This window comes from Limimaricola pyoseonensis (assembly GCF_900102015.1).
In the GTDB taxonomy this organism is placed as follows: Bacteria; Pseudomonadota; Alphaproteobacteria; order Rhodobacterales; family Rhodobacteraceae; genus Limimaricola; species Limimaricola pyoseonensis.
In genome coordinates this window covers 404,236-426,272 of sequence record NZ_FNAT01000002.1, presented here as the reverse complement: position 1 = coordinate 426,272, position 22,037 = coordinate 404,236, and the positions used below count along the sequence as shown (strand labels likewise).

Genomic DNA, 22,037 nt, shown 5'->3' with positions numbered 1-22,037 from the left:
GGGAATCCTTAGTCGGCTATGTCGTTGAAGATGTTGTCGGGCGCGAGGAAGTCGAAGCGCGTCTCCTCGGCCTCGCCGCTATGCAGGTCGCGGGTCTCGACCCGGCCGTCGCCGTGACCGATCACCACGGCATCGCAGATATCCACGAACAGGCCGTTTTCAACGACGCCGGGCACCTGGTTCAGCACGAGGCCGAGCTGGCGGGCATTGCCGATGCGCTTGAGATGCAGGTCGAGCACGAAATTGCCCTCGTCGGTGCGCACGGGCGCGCCGTCCTTTTCGCGCAGCGCGACCTCGCGGCCGAGCACGTCGAGACCGACCAGCGTTTCCTCGATCAGCACCTTGGTGGCCTGCCAGCCGAAGGGGATCACCTCGACCGGCAGCGGGAAGGCCCCGAGCGTCTCGACCTGCTTGGTGGCGTCGGCGATCACCACCATGCGGTCCGAGGCGGTGGCGACGATCTTCTCGTGCAGAAGCGCCGCGCCGCCGCCCTTGATCAGGTTCAGGTCGCCATCGAACTCGTCGGCGCCGTCGATGGTCAGGTCGAGCCAGCCGGCCTCTTCGAGGCTGATCACCTCGATGCCCTGCTCGCGCGCCAGGTCGGCCGTGCGCGCCGAGGTCGGCACCGCCTGGATCCGCAGCCCCTCGCCGCGCACCATCTCGCCGAGGCAGCGGACCAGCCACTCGGCGGTGGAGCCGGTGCCCAGGCCCAGCTTCATGCCGTCCTGCACCATCGCGCAGGCCTGCTTGGCGGCGACGAATTTCGCCTTCTCGACGGGGGATAGGTCCTTGGCCATGCTGCTCTCCTGCGGGTCCGGGGCGGTTATAGGAAAGATGCCGCCCGCGTGCGAGGGGCAATTGCCCCGCAAGGCTTGCGCCGGAGGGTGCGGAATGGTCGCATCCGGACAAGCGGCCCGGCCGCGCCCGCCCGAGGATCCCGCCATGACCCTGCGCCTGCATTACGCCCCGGACAATGCCTCGCTCTGCGTGCGGCTCGCGCTCGAGGAGCTGCGCCTGCCCTTTGACACGGCGCTGGTCGACCGCCGCGCCGGCGCGCAGCGCAGCCCGGCCTACCTCGCGCTCAACCCGCATGGCATGATCCCGGTGCTCGAGACGCCCGAGGGGCCGATCTTCGAGACCGCGGCGATCCTGCTGTGGCTCTCGGACCGGCACCGCGACCACGCCGTGCTGATGCCGGCGCCGGAGGCCCCCGACCGCGGCCTCGCGCTCGCCTGGCTGTTCTGGCTGGCCAACACGCTGCACCCGGCGCTCAGGATGATGTTCTACGGCGGCGAGCATATCGGCCCCGAGATGGTCTTCGCGCTGCACGAGCGCACCGCCCAGCGCACGCTCGAGATGCTCGACCGGCTGGAGGCGGCGCTGCCCGGCCTCGGGCCGTGGCTCGGCGCCGATCAGCCCTCGGCGCTCGACTGCTATCTCGTGCCGATGCTGCGCTGGTGCGCGCTCTACCCCGAGGCCGGGACCGGCTGGTTCGACCTCGCGCGCTGGCCGGGGCTACAGGCCGCCGCCACCCGCTTCGAGACGCGCCCCTCGGTCGCGGCGGCGATCCGGGCCGAAGGTCTCGGCCCCCGCCCCTTCACCGCGCCGCGCCCGCCGCATCCCCCCGAAGGATACGCCACCTGATGTTCCTCTCCGTCTTCGACATCTTCAAGATCGGCATCGGCCCGTCCTCGTCGCACACCATCGGCCCGATGGTGGCAGCGGGGCGGTTCCTCGACCACCTGCGCGCCCAGCCGTTCCGGGTCGCGGGCCTCAGCGCCCGGCTGCACGGCTCGCTCGCCTTCACCGGGGCGGGCCATGCCACCGACCGCGCCGTGGTGCTGGGCCTCGCCGGGATCACGGTCGAGGGCTACGACGCCGAGACCGCCGAGACCGAACTGGCGCGGGTGCGCGCCGAGAAGGTCCTGCACCCCGAGGGCCTGCCCGAGCTGCGCTTCGACCCGCAGAGCGATCTCGTCTTCGACTACGGCCCACCGCTGCCGGGCCATGCCAACGGGCTCGTGCTCAGGGGGCACGACGCGCAGGGCGACGTGGTGACCGAGATCACCTATTACTCGATCGGCGGCGGCTTCGTGCGCACCGCGGCCGAGCTGGAGGCCGGGCCCGCCCCGGATGACGGCCCGCCGGTGCCCTACCCCTTCGCCAACGCCGCCGAGATGCTGCGCATGGCGCAGGACAGCGGGCTGTCGATCGCCGCGATGAAGCGCGCCAACGAGCGCGTCCGCCGCCCACGTTCGGACCTGAACGGCGAGGTGCAGAAGATCTGGCGCGTCATGTCGGACTGCATCGACCGCGGGCTCGCGGCCGAGGGCACGCTGCCCGGCGGTCTCGGCGTGCGCCGCCGCGCCGCCAAAATCCACGCCGCGCTGAAAGAGGGCCATGGCGGCAACCTCGCCGCGCCGCACCTCGTGACCGACTGGATCTCGGCCTACGCCATGGCGGTGAACGAGGAGAACGCCGCCGGCGGGCAGGTGGTGACCGCACCCACCAACGGCGCGGCGGGCGTGGTGCCGGCGGTGATCCGCTACTGGCTCGACCACGTGCCGGGCGCCACGCGCGAACGCGTGCCCGAGTTCCTGCTTACCGCCGCCGCGGTGGGCGGGCTGATCAAGGAGAACGCTTCGATCTCGGGCGCGGAGTGCGGCTGCCAGGCCGAGGTCGGCTCGGCCGCCGCGATGGCCGCAGCCGGCCTTGCCGCCGTGCTGGGCGGCACTCCGGGCCAGGTCGAGAACGCCGCCGAGATCGCGCTCGAGCACCATCTCGGCATGACCTGCGATCCCGTGGCGGGGCTGGTGCAGGTGCCCTGTATCGAGCGCAACGGCATGGGCGCGGTCAAGGCGGTGGCGGCGGCGAGCCTCGCGCTTCGGGGCGACGGCTCGCATCTCGTGCCGCTCGACGTGGCGATCGAGACAATGCGCCAGACCGGCCGCGACATGAGCGACAAGTACAAGGAAACCTCGCAGGGCGGTCTGGCGGTGAACCTGCCGAACTGCTGAAGGCGCGGCGGGGGTAGAAACGGCGGGATTGGAGTATTTGTGGAGTAAAGTAGGCCCGGAGCGCCCTGCCACTTCACTCTTCAAATACTCACGGCCGGCCGCCGGCCTTCCGCGCGGCGCTCAGGCCCCGAAGAGCCTCGCGCGCCGGGACGTCATCATGCCGGCTCAGCGATCCCATTCGCGCAGCCGCGCGACGTAGCGCGCCATGGTGTCGATCTCGAGATTGATCGACTGGCCCTCGACCACCTCGCCCCAGTTCGTCACCTCGCGGGTGTGCGGGATCAGGTTGATCCCGAACTCGGTGCCCTCGACCTCGTTGACGGTGAGCGAGGTGCCGTTCAGCGCCACCGAGCCCTTGGGCGCGATGAACTTCGCCAGCGCCTCGGGCGCGCGGAACCGCACCCGCAGGCTGTCGCCCTCGTCGCGGGTCGAGACCACCTCGGCCACGCCGTCGACATGGCCCGAGACGATGTGCCCGCCCAGCTCGTCGCCGACCTTGAGCGCGCGCTCCAAGTTGATCCGCTTGCCCTTGTGCCAGCCGTCGCGGCCGATGCTGGTGAGGTTCACCGTCTCGGCCGAGATCTGCACCTCGAACCAGTTGCGCGGGCTCTCGCCCAGCGCCACCACGGTCAGGCAGACGCCGTCGCAGGCGATCGAGGCGCCGATCTCGATGGTCGCGGGGTCGTAGACGGTGCCGATCCGGGCGCGTAGGTCGCCTTCCTGGACCACGTCGAGGATCTCTCCGACGTCGGTGATGATGCCCGTGAACATGCGCGCCTCTCCCGTTGATGCGCGCCCAGACCTAGACCCGGGCCGGCCCGCGAACAAGTGCCGCCGGCACGGCCCGCCGGCGTGGCGCGGGCGCAACGTTTCGGCCTCGGCGCTTTGCAGCGTCACGCGCGCGCCGTAAAACCGCCCCGGCGCTTTGCGAAGCGTCAACCCGATGACGTCAGACTGGACCGCATGGTGACCGACCCCGCCGAGAAGACCTTCCTGTTCCTGCAGGGCCCGCACGGGCCCTTCTTCCACCGCCTGGGGAAGATGCTGCGGGCCGCGGGCGCAGGCGTGTGGCGCGTGGGCTTCAATGCCGGCGACCGCGCCTTCTGGCCCGACCGCGCCAGCTACATCCCCTATCGCGGCGCGCCCGGCGACTGGGCCGAAACATTCGAGCGGCTGCTGGGCGAGAAGGGCGTGACCGACATCGTGCTCTACGGCGACACCCGGCCCGTCCATGCCGAGGCCGTCGCCATCGCGCGGGCGCGCGGGCTTGCCGTCCACGTCTTCGAGGAAGGCTACATGCGGCCCTGGTGGGTGACCTACGAGCGCGGCGGCACCAACGGCCATTCGCGGCTGATGAAGATCGGGGTGAAGCGGATGCGCGCCGACCTCGCCCGCTCAGACCCCGAGCTGCCGGAGCCGCCGGCGCATTGGGGCGACATGCGCCAGCACGTGTTCTACGGCGCGCTCTACCACTGGTTCGTGCTCTGCGCGAACCGCGGCTACCGCAATTTCCGCGGCCACCGGGCGCTGCCGCTCTCGACCGAGGCGCGGCTCTACACCACGCGGCTCCTGCTGATGCCCTTCATCGCGCTCGACCGCATCCTCGCCACCGCGCGCATCCGACATGGCGACTATCCCTACCACCTCGCGCTGCTGCAGCTCGAACATGATTCGAGCTTCCGCAACCATTCGCGCTTCGAGAAGATGTCCGACTTCCTCGAACTGGTGGTCGAGGGCTTCGCCCGCGGCGCGCCGCGCCACCACCACCTCGTCTTCAAGGCGCACCCGCTGGAGAGCGGGCAGCTGCCGCTCAGGCGGATCATCCGCGACCTCGCCCGCGCGCATGGCGTCGCGGGGCGCGTGCACTACCTGCGCGGCGGCAAGCTGGCGCGGCTTCTGAACCCGGCGCGCAGCGCGGTGACGGTGAACTCCACCGCCGCGCAGCAGGTGCTGTGGCGCGGCATCCCGCTCAAGGTCTTCGGCCGGGCGGTCTTCGACAAGCCGGAGTTCGCCTCCGACCAGCCGCTGGCCGAGTTCTTCCGCGCCCCGCGCCGCCCCGACCGGCGGGCCTATCGCGACTACCGGCGCTTCCTGCTCGAGACCAGCCAGGTGCCGGGCGGCTTCTACTCGAGCCGCGGCCGGCGGCAGCTCCTGCGGCAGGTGGTCGACATGATGCTGGCCGAGGAAGACCCCTACGACGCGCTGCGCATCGGCCGGGTCGCGCCGCGCCAGCCGCTGCGCGCGGTCGGCTGAGGCCGAGGCTCGCGCGCAACACCGCGTCCCGCCACGTACTCCGCCATGCGCGCTGCGGTGGAAACATGCGGTGCACCGGGCTAGCCTCGCCCCTGACGGGCGCCGCGCGCCCCAAAAACCGATCATGACCGGTCCGCGAGCACGGGCCGCGCAGGACAGACAGGTCGAGGAGACCGAGCAGTGACCACCCTGACCCACCGCCTCGCCCGCGGCGCGGCCGTTCTCGCGGCGCTGAGCCTCGTGGCCGGCTGCGGGCTGACCCCGCGTTCGGGCCCCAGCAAGCGCGAGATCTTCGCGGGCTCGGTGCTGCGGCAGGGCGACGCCTTCGTGATCGCGGTCGACGACCGCGTGAACCGGATCGCCGGCGTGGTGCCGGCGCTGGGCTTCGCCGCCACCTTCGAGCAGGCCGGCCTCGTCGGCTCGGACACGATCCAACCCGGCGACGTGCTGGGGCTGACCATCTGGGAAAACGTCGATGACGGGCTGCTGGTCCCGACCGGCCAGAACGCCACCGTGCTCGAGGAGGTGCAGGTCGACGGGGCGGGCTTCGTCTACGTGCCCTATGCCGGGCGCATCCGCGCGGCCGGCAACACGCCCGAGGCGATTCGCCGGATCATCACCGAAAAGCTCTCGGCCCAGACGCCCGACCCGCAGGTGCAGGTGCGAAGGCTCGCCGGCGACGGCTCGACCGTTTCGGTGGTGGGAGATGTCGGCGCGCAGGGCGTCTACCCGATCGAACGCCCGACCCGCACCCTCTCGGCGATGCTGGCGCGCGCCGGCGGCGTCACCGTGCGGCCCGAGATCGCGCAGGTCACGCTGACGCGCGGCAACACCGCCGGGGAGATCTGGTTCGAGGACCTCTACGAGCATCCGCAAGCCGACGTGGCGCTGCGCCCGGGCGACCGCATCCTGGTCGAGGCCGACACGCGCGACTTCACCGCGCTCGGCGCGACCGGCAGCCAGGAGCTGGTGCCCTTCGACAGCCGCTCGATCTCGGCGATCGAGGCGATCGCCCGCGTCGGCGGCCTCAACCCGCGGCTCGCCGACCCGACCGGCGTCTTCGTGTTCCGCAACGAGCCCGCGGTGATCGCGCAGCAGCTCACCGGCCAGCCCGACCTCGTCGGCACGCAGCGGGTGGTCTACGTGCTCGACCTGACCAAGCCCAACGGCATGTTCATGGCGCGCGACTTCGCGATCCGCGACGACGACACCGTCTACGTGACCGAGGCGCCGATCGTCGAGTTCGACCGGGTGATCGGCGGGCTGACCGGCTCGCTCACCACCGCCGACGCCGCCGCCTCGACGCTGCGCTAGGCTTGCGCGGGCCCGACCAGGACGCCGCCGCGGGCCGCCCCCCGCGGCGGCTTTTCGTGTTCAACGGCGGGCTTCTCAGGGGCCCGATCCGCCGCAGGCTCCGGGCCGCGGGTTACGCGCCCTGCCTCGGCCTGCCCGGGCCGGACGATCTGGTGGGCGTCTGGGGCGCGAGCCCGACCGCATGGCGCGGCGAGCGGGTCGCGGCGACGCGCGGCGCCGCCCTCGTCCGGATCGAGGATGCCTTCCTGCGCTCGGTGCGGCCCGGCCGCGCCGGCGGCGCGCCGCTCGGCCTGCTGATCGACCATTCCGGGGTGCATTTCGACGCCGCCGTCCCTTCGGACCTCGAAGCCCTGCTGCGCGACCACCCTCTCGACGACACAGCCCTGCTCGACCGCGCGCGGGCGGGGATCGCCCGCATGCAGGCGGCGGAGCTTTCGAAATACGCGGGCTTCGACCCCGCGGCCGCGCCGCCCGCGCCGGGCTACGTGCTGGTGATCGACCAGACCGCCAGCGACGCCGCCGTCCGCGCCAGCGGCGGCGACCGCAACCGGTTCCGCGAGATGCTGTTCACCGCGCGCGAGGCGCATCCCGGCGCGCGGATCGTGGTCAAGACCCACCCCGAGACGCAGCAGGGCTTCCGGCCTGGGCATTTCCGTCCCGACGATCTCGGGCCGGACATGCAGCTTTTCGATGCGCCAGTCTCCCCCTGGCGGCTGCTCGAGGGCGCGGTGGCGGTCTACACGCTGTCCTCGCAGATGGGCTTCGAGGCCATCCTCGCGGGGCACCGGCCGGTGGTGTTCGGCCAGCCCTTCTATGCCGGCTGGGGCCTGACGCAGGACGAGCGGCCCGTGGCGCGGCGGCAGCGCAAGCTGACGCGGGCACAGCTCTTCGCGGCGGCGATGATCCTCTACCCGCGCTGGCACGACCCGTTCCGCGATCGGGCCTGCGCCTTCGAGGACGCGCTCGACGCCTTCGAGGCCGAGGCCCGCGCTCATCGCGAGGATCGCGCAGGCTGGGTGGCGTCAGGGATGCGCGCGTGGAAGCGCGGCCACCTGCAGCGGGGTTTCGGCCATGTCCGCCCGGTGGTCTTCGCCGACCCGCCCGGGACGGCCGCCGCGCGGGCCGCGCGCGACGGGCGGCGGCTGATGGTCTGGGGCGACCGGCCTGCGCCCGAGGGCGCGGTGCGGGTCGAGGACGCCTTCCTGCGCTCGCGCGGGCTGGGCGCGGCGCTGGTGCCGCCTGCGAGCCTCGGGCTCGACGATCTCGGCCTGCACTACGACCCCGCGCGCGAAAGCCGGCTGGAACGGCTGATCGCGGCCTCGACCGCCCTGCAGGAACACGAGCGGCGGCGGGCCGAGCGCCTCGTGGCGCGGCTGCTGGCGGCGGGTCTGACGAAGTACAACCTCGCTGGGGCGGGCCTGCCAGAGGGGCTGCCCGAGAGGCGGCCCGGAGGCCGCCGCATTCTCGTGCCGGGGCAGGTCGAGGACGATGCGGCGATGCGGCTGGGCGCGGGCAAGGTCCGGAGCAATCTCGACCTCTTGCGCGCCGCGCGGGCGGCGCATCCCGATGCGGTGATCCTCTACAAGCCGCACCCCGACGTCGAGGCCGGGCTGCGGCCCGGCGCGGTGCCGGGGGCCGACCGGATCGCCGACGCCGTGCTGCAGGGCACCGACCCTGTCGCGGCGATCGCGGGCGCGGACGAGGTCTGGACCATCACCTCCGGCCTCGGCTTCGAGGCGCTCTTGCGCGGCAAGCCGGTCACCTGCCTCGGCACGCCCTTCTACGCGGGCTGGGGGCTGACGCGAGATCTAGGCCCGCCCTGCCCGCGCCGCACCGCCCGGCCCGACATCACCGGGCTTGCCCATGCCGCGCTGATCGGCTGGCCGCGCTACTTCGACCCCTTGTCGGGGCGACCCTGCCCGCCCGAACTGGCGCTGGAGCGGCTGGCCGAGGGCCGAGTGCGGCGCGTGCCCTCGCTCAGGGCGCTGGCGAAATTGCAAGGCGTTTTAGCGGGTTACGCGGCGCTCTGGCGGCGCTAGGCGGCGGGCTGCCGGAACCCGGGACCGGGTGCGGCAGGATGCCGCGCCGCCGCACGATCGGCAGGAACATCGCCCTGCGCGACCTGTTAGGGCGGGGTCAGCCGGCCAACGCGCCGGGGGCGGCCTGCGCCGCCCGCAAGAACCGAGAGGACATGACATGACCTTCACCACCAAGAGCCTCACCGCCATCGCGCTGATCGGCGGCCTCGCCACCGCCGCCTCGGCCCAGCAGGCGACCTTCGCCATGGTCGACGCCGACAGCGACGGCTTTCTCACCGAAACCGAGCTGACCGCCGCCTTCGGCGAGGTCGGGCTCGGCCTGCTGCAATACGACCTCGACGGCGACGGCCAGCTCTCGATCGCCGAGATGCAGGCCCGCAACGCCGCGCAGGCCGAGGCCGAGGCCGAGGCCGAAGGCAGCGCCGAGATGGAAGGCGACGCCGCGGCACAGGCCGATGACGACGACGCCAACCCCGCCGCCGACATCGCCGCCGGGGCGAACCTCTCGGGCAATGCCGAGGCCGACGTGGATTCCGAGGAAGGCGTGGGCCTCTCGACCGAGGCCGGGGCCGACGGCTACGGAGAGCTGGGCGACGACGATGCCGATGACGTCGAGGACAGCGACGGCGACGATTTCGGCGACGCGGCGGGTGACGGCGACGACGCCGATGACGGCGCGAGCTGATCGCGCCCCGCGCTGACGCGTTTCGCGGCCGCCCCCCGGGGCGGCCGTTTCCGTTAGAGGGCCCCGGCCCGCCAGACGCTCATCACGTCGGCGCCCACACGCTCCTGCCGCGCCAGCCGCAGCCGCGGCGCGGCGGCAAGCCGGTCTACGCCCATCGCCGACAGGGCCGGCGTGCCCTCGGCCCCGATCGCGACCCCGGCGGTGAACAGCACCAGCTCGTCCACCAGCCCCGCGCCGAGCAGCGAGGCCGCAAGCCCCGCCCCGCCCTCGCAGAACACGCGCGTGATCCCTTCACCCGCCAGCGCCGCCAGAGCCGCGCCGACCGAGACCTGCCCGCCCGCGATCTCGCAGGGCAGGCTCTTCGCGCCGAGGGCGGTCCAGCCCGCGGCGTCGGCGGCCGGATCGTGGCAGAGCCAGAGCGGCACCTCGTACGCGGTGCGGGCCAGCACGCCGTCCTGCGGCAGGTCGAGCCGGCGCGACAGCACCACCCGCACCGGCTGCCTCTCGATGCCGAGCCCGCGCACGGTAAGCGAGGGATCATCGGCCCGCGCCGTGCCGCCGCCGACCATCACCGCGTCGTGCCGCGCCCGCATCATGTGCACGCGGGCCCGCGCCTCGGGGCCGGTGATCCAGCGGCTCTCGCCGGTGGCGGTGGCGATGCGCCCGTCGAGCGTGGCGGCGAGCTTCAGCGTCACGAAGGGGCGGCCACGCTCGACCCGGCTGAGGAAACCGGCGAGATCGGCGCGCGCCTCTGCCTCCCTCACGCCGATCTCGACCGCGATCCCGGCCTCGCGCAGCCGCGCCAGGCCCTTGCCGGCCACGCGCGGGTCCGGGTCCTGCGCCGCGACCACCACCCGCGCCACGCCGGCCGCGACCAGCGCGTCGGCGCAAGGCGGCGTGCGGCCGTGATGGGCGCAGGGCTCCAGCGTGACATAGGCGGTGGCGCCGCGAGCCGCATCGCCAGCCTGCGCCAGCGCCTGCGTCTCGGCATGCGGGCGGCCGCTATCGGCGGTGCGACCACGGCCGACGACGCGGCCGTCCTTCACGATGACGCAGCCGACATTGGGGTTGGGCCAGACCCGGCCGAGCCCGCGCCGCCCCAGCGACAGCGCGTGCGCCATGTGGCGCAGGTCGGTCTCGCGGCTCACTTCTCCGCCGGGTTCGGGCGCAGCTCGGACATGAACTTGTCGAAGTCGCCCACCGCCTGGAAGTTCATGTAGACGCTGGCGAAACGCACATAGGCCACGGTGTCGATCCGGGCCAGCGCCTCCATCACGATCTCGCCGATCTTCGAGGACGGGATGTCGGTGTCGCCCATCGACTCGAGCCGCCGCACGATGCCAGAGATCATCTGGTCCATGCGCTCGCGCTCGACCGGGCGCTTCTGCAGCGCGATGCGGATCGAGCGTTCCAGCTTGTCGCGGTCAAACTCCTCGCGGCGGCCATTGGTCTTGATCACCACGAGATCGCGCAGCTGCACCCGCTCATAGGTGGTGAAGCGGCCGCTGCAGCCCGGGCAGAACCGGCGCCGGCGGATCGCGACGTGATCCTCGGCGGGCCGGGAATCCTTGACCTGTGTGTCGAGATTTCCGCAGAACGGGCAGCGCATCGGGTCCTCGTCGGGTCGTGGTGGGGGCCTCGGCCCGTCAGTCCACGACCACTATATGAGTCCGACCAAGGATTGGGTAGGGGCGAATTCCCGACCCCAGATGACGTGGGGGCTCAGCGCAGGAGCCCGACCACCTCGCGCCGATGCGCGCGGGTCCGATGCTCGAAGAGATAGATGCCCTGCCACGTGCCCAGCGCCATCCGCCCGCCGATCACCGGGATCTGCAGCGAGGTCGGCAGCAGCGCCGCCTTGATGTGGCCCGGCATGTCGTCGGGCCCCTCATAGGTGTGGGTCAGGTAGGACATCGACGGGTCGTCCGTGGACGGTACCAGCCGATGGAAGAACGCCGCGAGGTCGGTCTGCACCTCGGGGTCGGCATTCTCCTGGATCAGGATCGAACAGGAGGTGTGGCGCACGAACAGCGTCAGCAGCGCCTCTTCGGGGTCGGCCTGCGCCACCCAGTCGGCCACCTGCCCGGTGAACTCGTAGAGGCCGGGGCCGTGGGTCGAGAGCGCGAAGCGGTGATGCAAGGCTCAGCCCGCGACCACGCAGCGCACGGCGGGCCCGGTCATCGCGGCCTCGACCGGCTCGGCCTCCGCCTCCACCGGGCTGCCCACGAAGACCTGCTCGAGCGTGGCGCGGCAGCGCTCCAGCTCGGCCTCGGCCACCGGGATCTCGATCGTGCCGTCGAGGTCGTAGCGCGAGGCGGGCTCGGTCACGTCGGCCCAGCCGGTGGCGGACAGGATCGGTGCGGCGCCCATGAGCGGCATCGTCAGGGCGGCGCAGAGAACGGCGGGTTTGGTCAATGTCATGGCAGGTCTCCCGTCACTCGATCCTGACAAGGAAACGGGAAAACCCGAACAGGGTTTCAACACGCAACATTGCCGTTGGGTCAGTGTAACCGCAGAGCCACAGCCCGTGGCACGGAAGGCACTCTCATTCCGCCGCTTCGCGCGACAGCGCGGGGGGCGTCTCCCGTTCGTCGGCCTCGTCGATCTCTTCGACCTCGTCGAAGGCGACGGGCAGGCTCTTCTGCGTGCGTGCGCCCATCGACTTCAGCTTCTCGATCTGGCCCAGAACGTTGCCGCGCCCGGTCGAGAGCTGGCCCATCGCGTCCTCATGCGCGCGGCTCGCCGTGGCGAGCGCGGCGCCGACCTTGTCGAGATTGCCGACGAAGCCCGCCACCTTGTCGTAGAGCAGCCCCGCGCGCTTGGCGATGTCCTCGGCGTTGCTCTCGCGCCGCTCGACCGTCCAGATGTGGTCGACGGTGCGCAGCGTGACCATCAGCGTCGTCGGGGTCATCACGCCGATGCCCTTGGACACCGCATAGGCGGTCAGGTCGCCGCTTTCGGACAGTGCCGCCGAAAGCGCGCCTTCGATCGGCATGAACATCAGCACGTAGTCGACCGAGCCCTCCTCCATGGCGTGGTAGCCCTTGGCGGCGAGCTGGTCGATGTGGCGGCGCACCGCCGTCACATGCTCGCGCAGGTGGCGGGCGCGCTCCTCCTCGGTCTCGGCGTTCACCGCCGCCTCGTAGGCCACGAGGCTGACCTTGCTGTCGACGACGAGGCTCTTGCCGCGCGGCATCTTCACCACGACGTCGGGCCGCCAGCGCGCGCCGTCCTCGTCGGTGCGGCTGTCCTGCACGAGATAATGCGTGCCGCGCTCGAGACCGGAGGTCTCGAGGATGCGCTCGAGGATCATCTCGCCCCAGGCGCCTTGCTTCTGCTTGTCGCCCTTGAGCGCGCGGGTCAGCGCCGCGGCCTCGGAGCGGATCGTCTCGGATTGCGAGGTCAGCATCTCGATCTGCTTGCCGAGCCGCGCCCGCTCCTCGTCGGCCTTGCCGTGCACCTGCCGCAGTTCGGCCTCGAAGCGCGAGACGTGGTCGCGGAACGGCGTCAGAAGCTCGGTGAGCTTTGCGGTGTTGGCCTTGGAGAAATCCTCGCCGGTCTGGCGCAGCGTCTTCGAGGCCAGCTCCTCGAAGCGGCGCGACATCTCCTCGCGCAGCTCCTTCAGTTCGGTGATGCGCGTCTCGGCCGCCTCGATCTCGCCCGCGCTCTTCGCCTGCAGCTTGGCATGGTCGGATTGGAGCCGGCCGTGGCGCTCCTGCAGCTCGCGCAGCTCGGCGGTGATCTCGGAGAGCTGCGCCTTGAGGTCGTCGCGCGCGGCCTCGAGCCCGCGCTTGGCCTCCTCCAGCGCCGCCTTGGCCGAGCGGGTCTCGCCATGCGCGGCGTCGCTTTCGAACTGCGCCTTGCGGGCGGCGGCCAGCTCCGCCTTCAGCGCCCCGAGCTCGCGCTCCCGCTCCTCCAGCCGCGTCCCCTGCCCCTCGGCCCGGGCCCGGCTGTCGTCGAGATCGCGCCGCCCGGCCTCGAGATCGGCGCGCAGCTGCGCCAGCGCGGCGCGCGCGCCCCTGAGCCCGGTCAGCGTGGCGGCAAGGGCGAGAAGCAGGACCAGCGCCGCGCCGAGCGCGGCCAGGGTGACGGGATCGGTGGGCATGAGGCGTTCCTTGCTCGGGATGCGCAGATGTTCACGGTTCGGCCCCGCTGCGTCAACCCGGCGTTGCACCGTTCAGAAGCGGTAGGCCGCCCAATCGAAACAGAGTACTTCGGCCTGAGCGCGACGTATGGCTGGAATACCGCCGTACTTCTGAATTGCACCCGACGCGGGCAGGAGCGTTCCTGCCTTCACGGAATCTTCCGACACGATGCAGACGGCGAGATCCGGCAGACCGCGGTCACGGCAGATGTCCCTCACCACATCCAGCGCCCCCTGCAGAAGACGCTGCTGGCCGGGGCGACCAAGCGCCTCGGCCAGTGCCTTGTAAGTCATCCAGACCCGGTTCTCGCGCACCGAAACTACAGCAAAGATCCGAATGATCTGTTCTGCAGTCTCCGCATTCGATGCCATCTTACTGGTCGAGGAAGCTGCGCAGCTTGCGCGACCGGCTCGGATGCTTGAGCTTCCTGAGCGCCTTGGCCTCGATCTGGCGGATCCGCTCGCGGGTGACGCTGAACTGCTGGCCGACCTCTTCCAGAGTGTGGTCGGTGTTCATGCCGATGCCGAAGCGCATCCGCAGGACACGCTCCTCGCGCGGGGTGAGCGAGGCCAGCACCCGGGTGGTGGTCTCCTTGAGGTTCTCCTGGATCGCGCTGTCGAGCGGCAGGATCGCGTTCTTGTCCTCGATGAAGTCGCCGAGCTGGCTGTCCTCCTCGTCGCCGATCGGCGTCTCGAGCGAGATCGGCTCCTTGGCGATCTTCATCACCTTGCGGACCTTCTCGAGCGGCATCTGCAGCTTCTCGGCCAGCTCCTCGGGCGTCGGCTCGCGGCCGATCTCGTGCAGCATCTGGCGGCCGGTGCGCACCAGCTTGTTGATCGTCTCGATCATGTGCACCGGGATGCGGATGGTGCGCGCTTGGTCGGCGATCGAGCGGGTGATCGCCTGGCGGATCCACCAGGTGGCGTAGGTCGAGAACTTGTAGCCGCGGCGGTACTCGAACTTGTCGACCGCCTTCATCAGGCCGATGTTGCCTTCCTGGATCAGGTCGAGGAACTGCAGGCCGCGGTTGGTGTATTTCTTGGCGATCGAGATCACGAGGCGCAGGTTGGCCTCGACCATCTCCTTCTTGGCCTGCCGGGCCTCCTTCTCGCCCTTCTGCACCTGCTGGACGATGCGGCGGAACTCGCCGATGTCGACGCCGACATACTGGCCGACCTGGGCCATCTCGGCGCGCAGGTCCTCGACCCGCTCGCGCGAGCGGTCGAACAGCGCCTGCCAGCCGCGGCCGGGCTTCTCCATCATCCGGTCGATCCAGGACGGGTCGAGCTCGGCGCCGCGATAGGCGTCGATGAATTCGCGCCGGTTGATCCGGGCCTGGTCGGCCAGCTTCACCATGTTCGAGTCGATCGACATGATCCGGCGGTTGATGCCGTAGAGCTGGTCGATCAGCGCCTCGATGCGGTTGTTGTGCAGGTGCAGCGAGTTCACCAGCGTCACCAGTTCGGAGCGCAGCTGCTGGTAGTCGGCCTCGTCGCCCTTCGAGAAGGTCTCGTCCTCGTTCAGCGTCGCCGACATCCGGGCGTCCTGCATCTCGGACAGGCGGGCGAAGTTCTCGGCGATGGTGTCGAGCGTTTCGAGCACGCGGGGCTTGAGCGCGGCCTCCATCGCGGCGAGCGACATGTTGTGCTGCTCGTCTTCCTCGTCGTCGTCATCGGTGCGGATCGGGTTGCCGTCGGCGTCGAGCTCGGCCTTCTCGCCGCGCTCGGGCTTCTGCGCCCCGTTGGTCGGCGCCGGCTGCTCGGCCACCGCCTCTTCCTCCTCCTCTCCCAGCTGGCCGGAGAAGGTGGTCTCGAGGTCGATCACGTCGCGCAGCAGGATGTCCTCGGACAGCAGCTCGTCGCGCCAGATGGTGATCGCCTGGAAGGTCAGCGGGCTTTCGCACAGCCCCGCGATCATGGTGTTGCGGCCGGCCTCGATCCGCTTGGCGATGGCGATCTCGCCCTCGCGCGACAGAAGCTCGACCGAGCCCATCTCGCGCAGATACATGCGCACCGGGTCGTCGGTGCGGTCGAGCTTCTCGGCGGCCTCGCCCGACAGCGCGACCTCGCGATTGCCGCCGACGGTCGCGACCTCGCGCGAGCCGCCGTCATCGGACTCCTCGCTCTCCTCCTCCTCGGTGACCTGGATGCCCATCTCCGAGAGCATCGACATCACGTCCTCGATCTGGTCGGAGGAGACCTGGTCGGGCGGCAGCACCTGGTTGAGCTGGTCGTAGGTGATGTAGCCGCGTTCCTTGGCCTCGGAGATCATCTTCTTGACCGCGGCCTGGCTCATGTCGAGCGTCATGGCGCCGTCCTGATCTTCGTCCTTGCGGTCGTCGGTGTCTTTCGCGGCCATGAAGGGCTCCTCGTTCGGTGAACGTCCTGTCCGGCGCCGGGCAGTGATTCGGACTGCACGAATCAAGCCGCATGGCCCGCGATTCGCAACCTCCCGGCGCCCGATTCTTTGGTTCTATCGCCACGTCCCGCCACCGAATCGGGGGCGACGGGCGTCGTCATTCCTTGCGCGGCTTGCCCTTGCCGAAGGCGATGGTGCCGAGCAGCGCCTCGAACTCGGACCGCTCGTCGCGCCGCATCGGTGCGCCGTTGGTCCCGTACTCGTATTCGGTGCGGTCCTCCCCGTCGCCGCGACCGGCGCGGTCGAGCGCCTCGGCGGCGCGCGACAGCCGCCATGTCAGCCCCTCGTCCGGCAGCCCCGCCAGATCCTCGACCGCCTCGGCCAGTTCGCGCGCATGGCCGCGCCGGGCGACCAGCTTGGCCAGTTCCTCTGCGAGGCACATCCGCGCCATGTCGGGATCGCCGGGGCAGCGCACCGCCGGGCTGATCGCCACATGGCGCTGCGCGAACAACGTTTCAAGAGCGTCCGGCCCCAGCCGGGCGGCCACCGCGCCGCGCAGATCGACGGCGTGGTGGCAGGCCAGGATCGCCTGCGCGATCGCCGCGTGGTCGGGGTCGCGGCAGTCCATCCGCTCGAGCGCCGGCTCGAACTCGGGCAGCACCTCGGGGTTGGCGACCAGCGTGGCGAGGATCACCGCCTCGCGCAGCTTGTCCTCGACCTCGCCGCCGACCGCGAGCACCGAGCTGCGGGCCGAGGGGCTGGGGGCGAGCGGCAGCTGGCCGGGGCGGAAGGAATTGCCGCGCCCGCGCCATTCGCCCCGGCCGCCATGACCGCCGCGCCCGGCCTCCGGCTTGCGGCGTGGGTTGAACAGCTCCCATTTGAGGCGCTTGAACTCGGCCTCGTAATGGCCGCGCAGGTCCGGGTCGCGGATCAGCGCCACCGCGTCGCGCAGCCGCTTGTCGAGCGCGGCGCGCCGCTCGGGGCTGTCGAAGTCGTGGCCTTCCGTCTCGCGCCGCCACAAAAGCTGCACCATAGGCTGCGCCTGCGTCACCACATCGCGCATCGCCGCCGCGCCCTGCTGGCGGATCAGGTCGTCGGGGTCGAGCCCCTCGGGCATCAGCGCGAATCGCAAGCCCTGCCCCGCGCCGATCAGCGGCAGGGCGAGGTCGATGACCCGGCGCGCGGCGCGCAGACCGGCCGCGTCGCCGTCGAGCGCGATCACCGGCTCGGGATGGACGCGCCACATCAGCTGGAGCTGGCTTTCGGTCACGGCGGTGCCCAGCGGCGCCACGGCGGCGCGCAGCCCGGCCTCCGACAGCGCGATCACGTCCATGTAGCCCTCGGCCACCACCAGCGGCTCGCCCTTGCCGGCGGCCTCGCGGGCAGGCGCGAGGTTGTAGAGGTTGCGGCCCTTGTCGAAGAGCTCGGTCTCGGGCGAGTTCAGGTACTTGGCGCGGGCATTGGGGTCCATCGCCCGCCCGCCCAGCGCGATGGCGCGGCCGCGCGCGTCGCGGATCGGGAAGATGATCCGGCCGCGGAAGCGGTCATAGGCCGCGCCGCCATTGTCGGGCCGGGCGGCGAGGCCTGCGGCGACGATCATCTCCTCGGGGATGCCCTTGCCCTTGAGCGCGCGCAGCACGCCCTGCCGATCGTCGGGGGCATAGCCCAGCTCCCAGCGCGCCTGCGCCTCGGCGTTCAGGCCGCGCCCGTCGAGATAGTCGCGCGCCGCGGCCGCGGCGCCCGTGCGCAGCTGCAGGCGGAACCACTTCACCGCCTGTTCCATGACCTCGACCAGCTCGCCGCGCCGGTCGGCCTTCTTCTGCGCCTGCGGGTCGCGCTCGGGCATCGGCAGGCCGGCCTCGCCGGCGAGGATGCGGACCGCCTCGATGAAATCGACGTTCTCGGTCTCGCGCACGAAGGAGATCGCGTCGCCCTTCGCGTGGCAGCCGAAGCAGTAGTAGAAGCCCTTGCGGTCATCGACGTGGAAGCTCGCCGATTTCTCCTGGTGGAACGGGCACGGCGCCCAGAAATCGCCCTTGCCCTGATTCGACTTCTTCATGTCCCAGGCGACCTTGCGCCCGACCACCTGGCCAAGGCTCAGGCGGCTGCGCAGTTCGTCGAGAAATCCGGGGGGCAGGCTCATGGCGCCAATATCGGTCCCGGCCGGGGGCAAGTCCAGCGTCCGGCCCCGGGGTCATCGATCAAATCTTTCCGGCCGTGGCGGGCGCCGCCCCTCGGGGCCGGCCGATGCCCGCCCGGCCCCCCTTCAGCCCCGGCGCAGCCCCGCGAAGAAGGCGGTCAGCAGCGCCTCGGCCTCCCCAGCCGCGACGCCGTCGAACACCTCCGGCCTGTGGTGGCATTGCGGATGCGAGAAGACGCGCGGCCCCTGAGCCACGCCGCCCGATTTCGGGTCGGCCGCACCGTAATGCAGCCGCGCGATGCGGGCGAAGGAGATGGCGGCGGCGCACATCGGGCAAGGCTCCAGCGTCACCCACAGCGCGCAGCCGGTCAGACGCTCGGAGCCGAGATGCGCGCAGGCTTCGCGGATCGCCAGAATCTCGGCATGGGCGGTGGGGTCGTCGCGCTCGCGGGTGCGGTTGCCGGCCCGCGCGATCACCTTTCCCGCCGGGTCGGCCACCACCGCGCCCACCGGCACCTCGCCGCGGGCGGCGGCGGCGCGCGCCTCTTCGAGCGCGATCTCCATGTGGGAAGCGAAACGCATGGCCCCCAGATGCCCCGCCGCCCTGCGCCCTGGCAAGGGGATCGCGCTTCGCGCTCTGGCAAGGGGCGGCGCGAGGGGCTATGGCGGGGGCATGGACAAGCCCGACTCCTCCGCCCCCGCCGGCGACCGCATCGCCAAGGTTCTCTCCCGCGCCGGCGTCGCCTCGCGGCGCGAGGCCGAGCGCATGATCGCCGAGGGCCGGGTGAAGGTGAACGGCAAGGTCATCGACAGCCCGGCGCTGAACGTCACCGCGAAGGACCGCGTGACCGTGGACGGCAAGCCGCTGGCCGAACCCGAGCCCGCCCGGCTCTGGCTCTACCACAAGCCCGCCGGGCTGGTGACATCGGCTTCGGACGAGAAGGGCCGCGAGACGGTGTTCGACGCCCTGCCCGAGGACATGCCGCGGGTGATGAGCGTCGGCCGGCTCGACCTGAACTCCGAAGGGCTTCTGCTCCTGACCAATGACGGCGAGCTGAAGCGTCGGCTGGAGCTGCCCTCGACCGGCTGGCTCCGGCGCTACCGGGTGCGGATCAAGGGTTCGGTCAGCGAGGAGAAGCTCGACCGGCTCCGGCAGGGCATCTCGGTCGAGGGCGTCGACTACCAGCCGATGCAGGTGACCTTCGACCGTCAGCAGGGCGCCAATGCCTGGCTCACCGTCGGGCTGCGCGAGGGCAAGAACCGCGAGATCCGCCGCGCCATGGCGGCGCTCGACGTGGTGGTGAACCGGCTGATCCGGATCAGCTACGGTCCCTTCCAGATCGGCAACCTCGAGGCCGGCGAGGTCGAGGAGGTGCGGCCCAAGGTGCTGCGCGAGCAGCTGGGCGAGGGCGACGGCCCGAAGGTGAAACGTCGCCGTCCCGACGGCAGCCCCGGCGCCAAGCCCGGGGTGAAGGGCGGCGCGGGCAAGCCGCGTGCCGCCGCGCCGAAGCCCGCATCCGAGGACAAGCGCCCGGCCTCGGGCACCGGCAAGCGCTTCGGTGCGAAGGTGCCCGGCACGGCCCCGCGCGGCGCGGAGGGCGGGCCCAGGGGCCGGTCCGGCCCCGACCGGCGGCCCGATCCGAAGGGCCGCAGCGGGCCGCCCCGCCGCGGGCCGCGGCCGCCAAAAAGCTGAGCCGCCTCTCGAAATCGCGAGGGACGGCCCCTATTATCGGTACAGCCTGACGGGGGACCGCCGACCGATGACGCGATTGATCTTCCTGCTCATTCTGGCCTCGGGGCTGGTCTTCGCCGGTTGGCAGGCCGTGACCGCGATCCGTGACATGCGCGACCGGCGCGCGCTGCCCGCGCGACAGGAGGACGCCATGCCCGCGCCGTTCCGCACCATCGCCTACATCGTCCTGCTGGCCCTGATGGCCGGCACCGCCACCGGCATCCTGGGAGCGGGCTGATGGCCAAGCGCTTCGGCGGCCGCTACAGCCCCGGCGGCGACCCGACCGGGACCACGCCCGGGGCCCCGCCCGCGCGCGAGATCCGCGACGCGGCGCGCATCGATCCGGCCGGCGCACGGGTCAACCTGCTCTTCGTGCCGCCCGCCTTGCTGGCGCTGTTCTCGCTCGGCGCGGGGCCCGCGGGCCTCGTCGCGGGTCTGGTGGGCGCCGGCGCGCTGACGGCGGCCGCGTTCCTGCTGCGCGACGGGCTTCGGGCCGAGGCCGAGTGGCGGCTGCGTCCGGTCGCCCGCCGCCCCGCCCTGCCCCGCAAGATGATGGCCTCCGGCCTGACCGGGATCGGCGTGGCGCTGGCCGCGTGGTCGGGCGATGGCGGCGTTCTCGGCCCCGCGCTCTACGGTCTCGCCGCCGCCGGCCTGCATGTCGCGGCCTTCGGGATCGACCCGCTCTCCGACAAGCGGGTCGAGGGCGTCGACGACTACCAGCAGGACCGGGTGGCGCGCGTGGTCGACGAGGCAGAAAGCTACCTCGCGCAGATGCGCGAGGCGGTGGCCAAGCTGCGCGACCGCCGGCTCGACGAGCGCGTCGCGGCCTTCCAGGCCCGGGCGCGCGAGATGATCCGCACGGTCGAGCAGGACCCGCGCGACCTGACCCAGGCGCGGCGCTATCTCGGCGTCTACCTGATGGGCGCGCGCGACGCCTCGGTGAAATTCGCCGATCTGTGGTCGCGCCACCGCGACAGCGCGGCCCGGGCGGAGTATGAATCGCTCCTGACGGATCTGGAGCAGAATTTCGCGGCCCGCACCGAAACGATGCTGGTGTCGGACCGCACCGACATGGATATCGAGATCCGGGTGCTGCGCGACCGGCTGGCGCGCGAAGGCGTCGCGGTGGCGCGCCGTGACGAGGAAGGGAACGAGCGAGATGTCTGACAAGACCCGCGACGCGGCGGCCGCCCGCATGGCCGAGATCGAACATCTGAACGAGACCCGGCTGCCCGAGCCCGCCGACGAGCTGACGCTCGAGACCGCGCCGCCCGCGCAGACGGCCGAGATCCGCAAGCGGATGGGCGAGATCGACCTCGAGGACACGCGCTCGATCGTCGGCTTCGGCTCGGCGGCGCAGACCGAGCTGCAGGAGATCAGCCAGTCGATGCTGCAGGGCGTGCAGAACAAGGATCTGGGCCCCGCGGGCGACAGCCTGCGCGACATCGTCGCCGCGATCCGCGGCTTCGACGTGGGCGAGCTCGACCCCAACCGCAAGCGCTCGCTCTGGGACCGGATGCTGGGCCGGGCCAAGCCGCTCGCCAAGTTCACCGAGCGCTACCGCGAGGTGCAGGGCCAGATCGACCGCATCACCGACGAGCTTCTGCGCCACGAGCACCGGCTGATGAAGGACATCGAGAGCCTCGACGTGCTCTACGAGAAGACGCTGGCCTTCTACGACGAGCTGGCGCTCTACATCGCCGCCGGCGAGGCACGGCTGCACGAGATCGACGCGACCGAGATCCCCGCCAGGCAGGCCGCGATGGAGGCCGCGCCCGAAAATGAACAGGTGATGGCGGCGCAGGAACTGCGCGACCTGCGCGCCGCGCGCGACGATCTCGAGCGCCGGGTGCACGACCTGAAGCTGACGCGGCAGGTGACGATGCAGTCCCTGCCCTCGATCCGGCTGGTGCAGGAGAACGACAAGAGCCTCGTCACCAAGATCAACTCGACCTTGGTGAACACCGTGCCGCTGTGGGAGACGCAGCTGGCGCAGTCGGTGACGATCCAGCGCGGCGCGGCCGCCGCGGGCGCGGTGCGCGAGGCCAGCGACCTCACCAACGAGCTTCTGAGCGCCAACGCCAAGAACCTGCGCCAGGCCAACACCGCGATCCGCACCGAGATGGAGCGCGGCGTGTTCGACATCGAGGCGGTGAAGCAGGCCAATGCCGAGCTGATCGCCACCATCGACGAGAGCCTGCACATCGCCGATGAGGGCCGCAAGAAGCGCGCCGAGGCCGAGGCGGAACTCAAGCGGATGGAGAGCGAGCTGCGCAACGCGCTCGGCTCGGCCCGCTCGCGTGCGACCGGCCGGGACGCCGGCGGCGTTGGGGCGCGGGGATAAGGCAAGGGCG

21 protein-coding genes are annotated in these 22,037 nt (G+C 71.5%); 10 read left to right on the top strand and 11 right to left on the bottom strand.

What is annotated here, in order from left to right; translation table 11 throughout:
* Window positions 1-8: 8 nt before the first annotated feature.
* Window positions 9-797, bottom strand: coding sequence for a ribose-5-phosphate isomerase RpiA (rpiA, locus tag BLT43_RS05885; protein ID WP_090110959.1), 789 nt, complete (start codon window positions 795-797; stop codon window positions 9-11).
* A 145-nt stretch (window positions 798-942) separates the two neighbouring features.
* Here rpiA and BLT43_RS05880 point away from each other — a divergent pair, with 145 nt between their 5' ends.
* Entirely contained in the window at window positions 943-1,644 is a 702-nt protein-coding gene (locus BLT43_RS05880; RefSeq protein ID WP_090110957.1) for a glutathione S-transferase family protein, read from the top strand.
* Window positions 1,644-3,017 carry an L-serine ammonia-lyase gene (locus tag BLT43_RS05875; RefSeq protein ID WP_090110955.1) on the top strand — a complete coding sequence of 458 codons (1,374 nt, stop codon included), beginning with the start codon at window positions 1,644-1,646 and terminating at the stop codon, window positions 3,015-3,017. Before BLT43_RS05880 ends, BLT43_RS05875 begins: the two co-directional genes overlap by 1 nt.
* Window positions 3,018-3,182: 165 nt before the next feature.
* On the opposite strand, the gene BLT43_RS05870 is transcribed toward BLT43_RS05875, so the two are convergent.
* Window positions 3,183-3,788, bottom strand: coding sequence for a riboflavin synthase (locus tag BLT43_RS05870; RefSeq protein ID WP_090110953.1), 606 nt, complete (start codon window positions 3,786-3,788; stop codon window positions 3,183-3,185).
* A 192-nt stretch (window positions 3,789-3,980) separates the two neighbouring features.
* On the opposite strand from BLT43_RS05870, the gene BLT43_RS05865 reads away from it, so the two are divergent.
* From BLT43_RS05865 to BLT43_RS05850, 4 genes are all read left to right on the top strand, one after another.
* Window positions 3,981-5,270 carry a capsule biosynthesis protein gene (locus BLT43_RS05865; protein WP_090110952.1) on the top strand — a complete coding sequence of 430 codons (1,290 nt, stop codon included), beginning with the start codon at window positions 3,981-3,983 and terminating at the stop codon, window positions 5,268-5,270.
* 180 nt (window positions 5,271-5,450) lie between these two features.
* A complete protein-coding gene (locus BLT43_RS05860; RefSeq protein WP_090110950.1) occupies window positions 5,451-6,584 on the top strand; it encodes a polysaccharide biosynthesis/export family protein in 1,134 nt (377 codons plus the stop codon).
* A gap of 56 nt (window positions 6,585-6,640) precedes the next feature.
* Complete coding sequence (locus BLT43_RS05855) at window positions 6,641-8,623, top strand: capsular polysaccharide biosynthesis protein (RefSeq protein WP_242652230.1); 1,983 nt, start codon at window positions 6,641-6,643, stop codon at window positions 8,621-8,623.
* A 157-nt stretch (window positions 8,624-8,780) separates the two neighbouring features.
* Window positions 8,781-9,308 (top strand): EF-hand domain-containing protein, encoded by a 528-nt coding sequence (locus BLT43_RS05850; protein ID WP_090110946.1) that lies wholly within the window; start codon window positions 8,781-8,783, stop codon window positions 9,306-9,308.
* 53 nt (window positions 9,309-9,361) lie between these two features.
* Here BLT43_RS05850 and ribD read toward each other — a convergent pair whose 3' ends face one another.
* From ribD to BLT43_RS05805, 9 genes are all read right to left on the bottom strand, one after another.
* Window positions 9,362-10,456 (bottom strand): bifunctional diaminohydroxyphosphoribosylaminopyrimidine deaminase/5-amino-6-(5-phosphoribosylamino)uracil reductase RibD, encoded by a 1,095-nt coding sequence (ribD, locus tag BLT43_RS05845; protein ID WP_341349832.1) that lies wholly within the window; start codon window positions 10,454-10,456, stop codon window positions 9,362-9,364.
* A complete protein-coding gene (gene nrdR / locus BLT43_RS05840) occupies window positions 10,453-10,917 on the bottom strand; it encodes a transcriptional regulator NrdR (protein WP_090110944.1) in 465 nt (154 codons plus the stop codon). Before nrdR ends, ribD begins: the two co-directional genes overlap by 4 nt.
* Before the next feature lie 113 nt (window positions 10,918-11,030).
* A complete protein-coding gene (locus BLT43_RS05835) occupies window positions 11,031-11,447 on the bottom strand; it encodes a secondary thiamine-phosphate synthase enzyme YjbQ (protein WP_090110942.1) in 417 nt (138 codons plus the stop codon).
* 3 nt (window positions 11,448-11,450) lie between these two features.
* Window positions 11,451-11,729 carry a hypothetical protein gene (locus BLT43_RS05830; RefSeq protein WP_090110940.1) on the bottom strand — a complete coding sequence of 93 codons (279 nt, stop codon included), beginning with the start codon at window positions 11,727-11,729 and terminating at the stop codon, window positions 11,451-11,453.
* 124 nt (window positions 11,730-11,853) lie between these two features.
* On the bottom strand, window positions 11,854-13,413 hold the full coding sequence (locus tag BLT43_RS05825; RefSeq protein WP_090110938.1) for a DNA recombination protein RmuC: 1,560 nt from the start codon (window positions 13,411-13,413) through the stop codon (window positions 11,854-11,856).
* Between the two features lie 72 nt (window positions 13,414-13,485).
* The gene (locus tag BLT43_RS05820) at window positions 13,486-13,824 is read right to left on the bottom strand and encodes a hypothetical protein (protein WP_090110936.1); all 339 of its coding nucleotides are present in this window, start codon (window positions 13,822-13,824) and stop codon (window positions 13,486-13,488) included.
* A 1-nt stretch (window position 13,825) separates the two neighbouring features.
* Window positions 13,826-15,811, bottom strand: a complete 1,986-nt coding sequence (gene rpoD / locus BLT43_RS05815; protein ID WP_090110934.1) for an RNA polymerase sigma factor RpoD — start codon at window positions 15,809-15,811, stop codon at window positions 13,826-13,828.
* A gap of 157 nt (window positions 15,812-15,968) precedes the next feature.
* Window positions 15,969-17,954 (bottom strand): DNA primase, encoded by a 1,986-nt coding sequence (dnaG, locus tag BLT43_RS05810; RefSeq protein ID WP_090110933.1) that lies wholly within the window; start codon window positions 17,952-17,954, stop codon window positions 15,969-15,971.
* A gap of 123 nt (window positions 17,955-18,077) precedes the next feature.
* Window positions 18,078-18,533 (bottom strand): nucleoside deaminase, encoded by a 456-nt coding sequence (locus tag BLT43_RS05805; protein ID WP_090110931.1) that lies wholly within the window; start codon window positions 18,531-18,533, stop codon window positions 18,078-18,080.
* A gap of 91 nt (window positions 18,534-18,624) precedes the next feature.
* Between BLT43_RS05805 and BLT43_RS05800 the strand changes: the two genes are divergently transcribed.
* From BLT43_RS05800 to BLT43_RS05785, 4 genes are all read left to right on the top strand, one after another.
* Complete coding sequence (locus BLT43_RS05800; RefSeq protein WP_090110929.1) at window positions 18,625-19,644, top strand: pseudouridine synthase; 1,020 nt, start codon at window positions 18,625-18,627, stop codon at window positions 19,642-19,644.
* 67 nt (window positions 19,645-19,711) lie between these two features.
* Window positions 19,712-19,921, top strand: coding sequence for a hypothetical protein (locus tag BLT43_RS05795; protein ID WP_131802624.1), 210 nt, complete (start codon window positions 19,712-19,714; stop codon window positions 19,919-19,921).
* Window positions 19,921-20,850: a 5-bromo-4-chloroindolyl phosphate hydrolysis family protein gene (locus BLT43_RS05790; protein WP_090110924.1), complete on the top strand. Its 930-nt coding sequence runs from the start codon at window positions 19,921-19,923 to the stop codon at window positions 20,848-20,850. Before BLT43_RS05795 ends, BLT43_RS05790 begins: the two co-directional genes overlap by 1 nt.
* Entirely contained in the window at window positions 20,843-22,027 is a 1,185-nt protein-coding gene (locus tag BLT43_RS05785; protein ID WP_090110922.1) for a toxic anion resistance protein, read from the top strand. The genes BLT43_RS05790 and BLT43_RS05785 overlap by 8 nt, the downstream gene beginning before the upstream one ends.
* Window positions 22,028-22,037 lie beyond the last annotated feature (10 nt).